We start from the raw sequence: 6,127 nt of genomic DNA on the forward strand, positions 1-6,127 counted from the left end.
TGGAGAACGGGGTGTGTGTGCGGCCGATGGCGATGCGGCGGACGAACCTCGACACCGGTGAAACAGAGATCGTCCCGGTGCCGTGCGGCGCCACCCTGGCGAGCAAGTGCCCGTCGTGTGCGGAGCGGGCGCGGCGGCTGCGGATGGCGCAGTGCAAGGCGGGGTGGCATCTGGAGGACGAACCGGTTCCCGACCCGGATCCTCCGTCCGACGATGCGAAGGTTCTTGCCGGTTTCCGCGCGGACCTGGAGGCGTTCCGCCGCGATGCCGACCGTGCCGGGGACGCGGCCGGCGTGGCCGAGATCGACGAACTCATCGTCGGCCAAGTAGACGAGGAACTCAATGCACTGGGCGGGCGGGGGCGGGCGCCTCCGGAGGATCGGGAGCGTCCTCGACGGGTCCGCTCGACCCGCCGTCGGCAGGACGCACCAGACCTGCCCCGGCTGCCCGTCGACCGGCGGACCGTCGGGCGGACGTACGAGGCGGCGGACGGGACGGTGTGGCGGCCGTCGATGTTCCTGACGCTGACCTGCGACACCTATGGGCGGGTGACCTCCGACGGCACCCCGGTCGATCCGGACTCCTACGACTACCAGCGGACGGCGCGGGACGCGATCCACTTCCCGAAGCTGATCGACCGGTTCTGGCAGAACCTCCGCCGAGCCGTGGGCTGGGATGTGCAGTACTTCGCCGCGCTCGAACCGCAACGGCGGCTCGCCCCGCACCTGCACGCGGCGATCCGGGGCACGATCCCGAGGGTGGTGCTGCGTCAGGTGGCGGCGGCGACCTATCAGCAGGTGTGGTGGCCGTCGTGTGACCGGCCGGCCTACGGCGACGACCGACCACCGGTGTGGGACGAGGCGGCCGGCGGCTACCGTGACCCGGCCACCGGCGCGCCGCTGCCGACATGGGACGAGGCACTCGACGCGATCGGCGAGAACGACGAACCCGCGCACGTCGTCCGCTTCGGTCCCCAACTCCGGGCAGACGGAGTGACGGCGAACTCGGCGCACACCGGCCGGATGATCGGCTACCTGACCAAGTACCTCGTGAAAAGCCTCGACGCCTGCCACGCTGCCACGACCGACGCTCAGCGGCGCCACGTCGAACGGCTCGCGGACGCGCTGCGGTACGAACCGTGCTCGTCCACCTGCGGGAACTGGCTGCGCTACGGCGTCCAGCCGCGCAACCCGAAACCGGGCCTCGTCCCGGGCCGGTGTCGGGGGAAGGCGCACCGGCGGGAGACCCTCGGGTTCGGCGGCCGGCGGGTGCTCGTCTCGCGGCGTTGGTCCGGCAAGACGCTGGCCGATCATCGGACCGATCGGCTCGCCTGGGTCCAGGCGCAGCTCGAAGCGCTCGGGCAGACCGGAAGCGGTCCGGTCGGCGAGCATGATCCGGCCCGGACGATATGGACGCTGCTCCGTCCCGGCGATCCGGCCGCACCTCGACGCGAACACCTGCTTCTCCAGGCAGTCGCGCAACGCCACGCCTGGCGTGCCCAACTCGACCGGGATCGGCGTCCGGCCTCCGGCGGGCTTCCGGCAACCGGCCCACCGGTGACCGCGAACGCTGCCTGATCCGCCGTCGCGATGGTCCGGAAGGTATGGATGACCAAGCTGTTGCTCACCCCGGCTGAGGCCGCGGAGATCCTCGCGGTCGGCCGGAGCACCGTGTATGAACTGCTCGCCGCGGGCGACCTGGAATCGGTGCGGATCGGCCGGTCACGGCGCATCCCGCGGGCGGCGCTCGATGCGTTCGTCCGGCGGCTGCGGGGCCTCGACGAGGGGCAGGCTGCCTGACCGATGCCCGTGCCAGGTCGGGGGGTGGCTGCGTCCCCGAGAGTGGTTGCCGTCAGCTACTCAGGGGGTCGTAGTCGCCTGCGAGCCACCGGAGGAATCGTCGGGGGCGGTCCACGTACGTCTGAATCGTGCTCGGCGTCCGTCCGCTGGACACGAGTATCTGTTCATAGCGATCAAGCGCCTGGTGCAGGTCATCCAACGTCCACTGATCCGTCCGGCCCTGGCCCTTGGCTGGTCGTGGCGCCTGGCGCGCGGCGTGCCATCGCTCGATGTCCTCGGCGTTCCAGACCTTCCCCATGCTCAGAACGGCCACCGGATCGGGGAAGGCCGGATCGTCGCGGAGGATCTGATGAACCCGCGACGGACTCACGTTCAGCATCTGGGCGATCTCCGCCGCACCCATGAGCTTGATCGTCGACATAGGCACATCATAGCTTGACGAGCCATTACCTCATGCCTACTGTAGGCAGTAGCGGTTCCGGTGAGTGCGCCAACACCCACCGGAACCTTGATCCCAATCCTGACTGCACAGGAGTTGAGACCCATGCCCATTTTCTCGTCTGGTGGCTTCGGCGCGTGGCGGACCCCTGGTGATGGCGAGTCCCCTCTGATCGCGATGCGCACCCGGGTTACTGGGGAGCTCGTGCTGACGATCCGTCCCGGGGCCGATGTCGGCGACCTGATGGCGATCCTCGGCACGCTGCCCGCGGATGCGTTCTTCACGGAGCACTTCGGCGACGTGAACGCGGTGCTCGTCTTTCGGCAGGTGCCCGGGGATTCGGCGGCGCTTCCGGCGTCCGTGAACCCCTCGGCGGGGCCGGCGGCGGCAAGGGCTACCCGCCCGTAGCGGCTGTTCTGCCTGCTCCTCCCCCATTTTTCTTCCGTTCTCTGGTGGCGCTTGAAGCTGTCGGGGTGTCGGACGTGTCCAGGGTCGGCCGAAGGCCGATCGCGTAGCGACGCGTAGCGCCCTGGACGCGGGCGGCGCCCCGGCAGACCATCCCCGCGCCAGAGAACGGAACACCCACCTGCACCGGGCGACGCCACCCGCGGCCCGCGTGACTCTTCCCGTTCTTCTTCCGGCAAGAAGCTTTCTTCGCCATGCCCACTGACCACTACGGACACCCGACGATGAGCCTGCAACAGGCTCTCCGGGAACATCTCGACCGTGCCCGCGCGGAACAGGGTCGGCTCTACCCGCAGCCCGAGGGGGAGACCAAGTTCGCCTGCGACATGGGCGACAGCCGCTACGGCTGCGCGTGGTGCGACAACATCGAATGGCCTGACGGAAACCCCCTGGACGCCGACTGATGGCCGAGAAGAAGAACGACCCGGACAACCAGACGGCGGCGGACCAGAAGAAGAGTCGACGCGCGCACGGCGAGGGTGGGCTCTACCAGCGGGCCAGCGACAACCGCTGGGTCGGTGTCGTCGACCTCGGGTGGATCGACGGCAAGCGGCGTCGCCTGACGGTCTACGCCCGGACGCAGAAGGAAGCCCGCGACAAGATGGCGGAGCTGCGCAAAGCGGCCGACAAGGGCCAGGACCTCGCCGCGAAGCCACAGACGGTCGCGCAGTGGATGGCCTACTGGCTTGACGAGATCAAGGCGCACGACGGTACGCGGCCGTCGACGCTGACGCGCTACCGGTACGCGATCGACGGGCACATCGTGCCGGTCCTCGGCAAGGTCAGGCTGGACAAGCTCACCCCAGCTGACGTCCGCCGGCTGCATGCTGCTCGCCGGGACTCGATGAAGCCGGCGAGTCTGGCCAAGGTTCACGCCGTCCTGCGGGCGGCGCTCACCGACGCGGAACGGATGGACCTGGTGAGCCGCAACGTCGCGAAGTCGGTCCAGGCTCCCAAGCTGGGCGACGCGGAACCGCGGGAGCTGACGGTGGAGCAGGCGCGCCGATTCCTCGACGTCGGGGCCGGCGATCGGCTCGAATCGCTGTTCGTGGTCGCGCTGACGATGGGCCTACGCCGTGGCGAACTGCTTGGCCTCCGCTGGGACGATGTCGACCTCGACGCGGGGACGCTGCGCGTCGTCCGCTCGGCGCAGCGCGTTTCCGACACGCTCCGCCTGGTCGAGACGAAGACGCGGGGCTCGCGGCGCCCGGTACCGATTCCGGCAACGACGGTCGAGGCGCTCCGGCGGCACCAGAAGCATCAAGAGCAGGAGCGCGCGGACGCGGGTACGGCCTGGAAGGAGAACGGTCTCGTCTTCGCGTCCACGGTCGGCACGCTGATGGAGCCGCGCAACGTGACGCGCCGCGTCCAGCAGCTGCGCGGGCGGGCGAGCCTTCCCACGCTTCGGCTCCACGACTTCCACCACGCCTGCGCAAGCTTTCTCCTGGCAGCCGGCGTCGAACCCCGCACCGTCATGGAGATCCTCGGCCACGCCACCATGCGCATGACCATGGATCGCTACGGTCATGCCCTCCCGGATCGCCTGCGCGCCGCGTCCGACGCGATGGACAAGCTGATGACGGCGTCTGACGATGACGCGGACAGCCAAGGCGGCGAGCCAGACGACCGGCCGGACTCGGGCGACTCCGACGAACGCTCGTAGCGGCTGGGCTACACGGTTGGCTACATAACGATCAAAGAGGGCGTCACTGCCGGTAATACCAACAGGTCAGCCGTGGTGGACCTAACGTGTCACAATAAGAACCGCCTGATCTTGGCCCAGGGACCTGAGATCACCGTCCGACCGGTCCCCACAAGGCTCCCGACCAGGGGCGATGCCCAGTGAGCACCCAGCCGGCAACCTCGCCCATCGAATCGAACACACGTTCCGCACCTCTGGTGGGTCCGGCCGCCCGCTGCGCCACCGAACGAGCCTGCGCTCTCAGATCAGATAGTATGTAATCATGGTCACGGTGACTGTTACCCAGGCGGCACGCAGCTTCGCGAACATCCTCGACGCCGTCGAGCACGGCGAGACAGTGGTCATCACACGCGACGGTGTGCCGGTCGGCCGGCTTGTCCCGGAACGGCAGACGTCGGCGGACCGGTTGAGGGCCGCACTGCGCGACAACCCGGCTGACGTCGGCTTCGCAGACGAGTTGGAGCGGACCCATGCCGAGCTGGACGTGGCATTCGGTAGCGAGGTGCGCGGATGGCGAGACGCGTAATCCTCGACACTGGGGTGCTCATCGCGCTCGAACGGGGCACGCTTGACGTCGACGCGCTCCTCGGGCTCGACGACGCCGCGATCGCCGCGGTGACCGCGATGGAGCTTCTCGTCGGTGTCGAACGTGCGGACGAGGCACGCCAGCAGGCGTGCGCCGTCCGCGTGGAGGCAATTCTGTCGAGTCTCCCGATCGAGCCCTACACGCTCGGTGTCGCGCGGGTGCATGCGCGTCTTGCCGTGGCCGCGATGGCCAGTGGCCGGCCGCGATCAGCATATGACATGGCGATCGCGGCGACCGCGGCCGCCACCAGTCGGGTGCTGCTCACCACCGACACCAGGGCAGGCTTCGACGAACTCGCGGGCGTCCGCTCCGAACTCGTCACGCCGACCGGCCGCTGACGGACACTCAGCCCGTTCACCCGTGGGATGCATTGCCGCCCGCCAGTAAACCCCCAGAAGGGGGCGAACATGACGGACCAGCTCGTGGACCTGACACACCACAGTAAGAACCACCGCGTCGAACACGCGTTCCGCGGCAAGGCTCGTTGGACGGCGCGGCGTTGGTCGATGTTGGTCTGCCAGACCTCGGCGAGATCGAGCTCGGCCGCCGCCGCGCTGCGGACCACGTCGAGCAGCCCAGCCGCGCGACCGTAGATCTCCACTGCCCCGGCAACCTGCCTGCGGATCTGCTCGCCGGGGTCGGTGGCGGAGAGCGGTAGCCCGCGGCGCGGATCGCGGTGATCACAGCACCTCGGAAGATCGCGAGGGCTGCGGGGGCCCGGCCGGTCCTGCCGGTGGAAGCATCCTCACCGAAAGTGACATCGCGGACGTAATGCTGGCAGCCCTCGAACTGTCAAGCAGGGTGCACCTGTGGTGCTCAACTGTCGGGGGATGGCCGCCCGCGAAGCGGGGGTGGACGCGGGTGGTTCGGCCTCGGATCTTGTTCAGGTAGGCGGCCAGCTCGGTGATCTTGATGGGGTTGGCGTGCAGGATCCAGCGGTGTGGATGGCGGGTCTCCTGGCGTCCGCGGATGCGGCCTTGCTGGCGCCAGCGGTGGATGGTTCCGGTGGTGACGCCGAGGTGGGCGGCTAGGGCCTGTTTGGGAAGTAGGTCCCGAGGCTGGCCGTGGATCTGATGGTGATTTTCGGATTGCATGATCCGTTGTGTGGTGCGGGGTGACCTGACGAACGAGCGGTG

9 protein-coding genes and 1 pseudogene are annotated in these 6,127 nt (G+C 68.9%); 8 read left to right on the forward strand and 2 right to left on the reverse strand.

Features of this window, described 5'->3' with window-relative positions; translation table 11 throughout:
• Together ACY45C_RS17965 and ACY45C_RS17970 are read left to right on the forward strand one after the other, a co-directional pair.
• Positions 1–1,577: replication initiator (locus tag ACY45C_RS17965; protein ID WP_462188726.1), on the forward strand; the 1,577-nt coding region annotated here is incomplete at its 5' end.
• A 30-nt stretch (positions 1,578–1,607) separates the two neighbouring features.
• Positions 1,608–1,799 (forward strand): helix-turn-helix domain-containing protein, encoded by a 192-nt coding sequence (locus tag ACY45C_RS17970; protein WP_023839981.1) that lies wholly within the window; start codon positions 1,608–1,610, stop codon positions 1,797–1,799.
• A 52-nt stretch (positions 1,800–1,851) separates the two neighbouring features.
• On the opposite strand, the gene ACY45C_RS17975 is transcribed toward ACY45C_RS17970, so the two are convergent.
• On the reverse strand, positions 1,852–2,220 hold the full coding sequence (locus ACY45C_RS17975) for a helix-turn-helix transcriptional regulator (protein ID WP_462188727.1): 369 nt from the start codon (positions 2,218–2,220) through the stop codon (positions 1,852–1,854).
• Between the two features lie 123 nt (positions 2,221–2,343).
• Between ACY45C_RS17975 and ACY45C_RS17980 the strand changes: the two genes are divergently transcribed.
• The 5 genes from ACY45C_RS17980 (at position 2,344) to ACY45C_RS18000 (ending at position 5,329) form a co-directional block, all read left to right on the forward strand.
• Positions 2,344–2,646: a hypothetical protein gene (locus ACY45C_RS17980; RefSeq protein ID WP_462188729.1), complete on the forward strand. Its 303-nt coding sequence runs from the start codon at positions 2,344–2,346 to the stop codon at positions 2,644–2,646.
• Between the two features lie 251 nt (positions 2,647–2,897).
• Positions 2,898–3,107: a hypothetical protein gene (locus ACY45C_RS17985; protein WP_462188731.1), complete on the forward strand. Its 210-nt coding sequence runs from the start codon at positions 2,898–2,900 to the stop codon at positions 3,105–3,107.
• Positions 3,107–4,366 (forward strand): tyrosine-type recombinase/integrase, encoded by a 1,260-nt coding sequence (locus ACY45C_RS17990; RefSeq protein WP_462188733.1) that lies wholly within the window; start codon positions 3,107–3,109, stop codon positions 4,364–4,366. Before ACY45C_RS17985 ends, ACY45C_RS17990 begins: the two co-directional genes overlap by 1 nt.
• Positions 4,367–4,667: 301 nt before the next feature.
• Positions 4,668–4,931, forward strand: a complete 264-nt coding sequence (locus ACY45C_RS17995) for a type II toxin-antitoxin system Phd/YefM family antitoxin (protein ID WP_462188735.1) — start codon at positions 4,668–4,670, stop codon at positions 4,929–4,931.
• On the forward strand, positions 4,916–5,329 hold the full coding sequence (locus ACY45C_RS18000) for a PIN domain-containing protein (RefSeq protein ID WP_462188736.1): 414 nt from the start codon (positions 4,916–4,918) through the stop codon (positions 5,327–5,329). The genes ACY45C_RS17995 and ACY45C_RS18000 overlap by 16 nt, the downstream gene beginning before the upstream one ends.
• Before the next feature lie 143 nt (positions 5,330–5,472).
• On the opposite strand, the pseudogene ACY45C_RS18005 reads toward ACY45C_RS18000, so the two are convergent.
• Positions 5,473–5,643 (reverse strand): annotated as a pseudogene (locus tag ACY45C_RS18005) (TetR family transcriptional regulator); the annotation flags it as partial.
• Positions 5,644–5,800: 157 nt separating this feature from the next.
• Between ACY45C_RS18005 and ACY45C_RS18010 the strand changes: the two are divergent.
• The gene (locus tag ACY45C_RS18010) at positions 5,801–6,022 is read left to right on the forward strand and encodes a hypothetical protein (protein WP_462188737.1); all 222 of its coding nucleotides are present in this window, start codon (positions 5,801–5,803) and stop codon (positions 6,020–6,022) included.
• Positions 6,023–6,127: the final 105 nt, after the last annotated feature.

Source organism: Frankia sp. CcWB2, from assembly GCF_977927585.1.

What these genes read in the sequence shown, in the direction of transcription:
- ACY45C_RS17970 (WP_023839981.1), top strand. Translation starts at nt 1,608, where the DNA reads ATGACCAAGCTGTTGCTCACCCCGGCTGAGGCCGCGGAGATCCTCGCG.
- ACY45C_RS17975 (WP_462188727.1), bottom strand. Translation starts at nt 2,220, where the DNA reads ATGTCGACGATCAAGCTCATGGGTGCGGCGGAGATCGCCCAGATGCTG.
- ACY45C_RS17980 (WP_462188729.1), top strand. Translation starts at nt 2,344, where the DNA reads ATGCCCATTTTCTCGTCTGGTGGCTTCGGCGCGTGGCGGACCCCTGGT.
- ACY45C_RS17985 (WP_462188731.1), top strand. Translation starts at nt 2,898, where the DNA reads ATGCCCACTGACCACTACGGACACCCGACGATGAGCCTGCAACAGGCT.
- ACY45C_RS17990 (WP_462188733.1), top strand. Translation starts at nt 3,107, where the DNA reads ATGGCCGAGAAGAAGAACGACCCGGACAACCAGACGGCGGCGGACCAG.
- ACY45C_RS17995 (WP_462188735.1), top strand. Translation starts at nt 4,668, where the DNA reads ATGGTCACGGTGACTGTTACCCAGGCGGCACGCAGCTTCGCGAACATC.
- ACY45C_RS18000 (WP_462188736.1), top strand. Translation starts at nt 4,916, where the DNA reads ATGGCGAGACGCGTAATCCTCGACACTGGGGTGCTCATCGCGCTCGAA.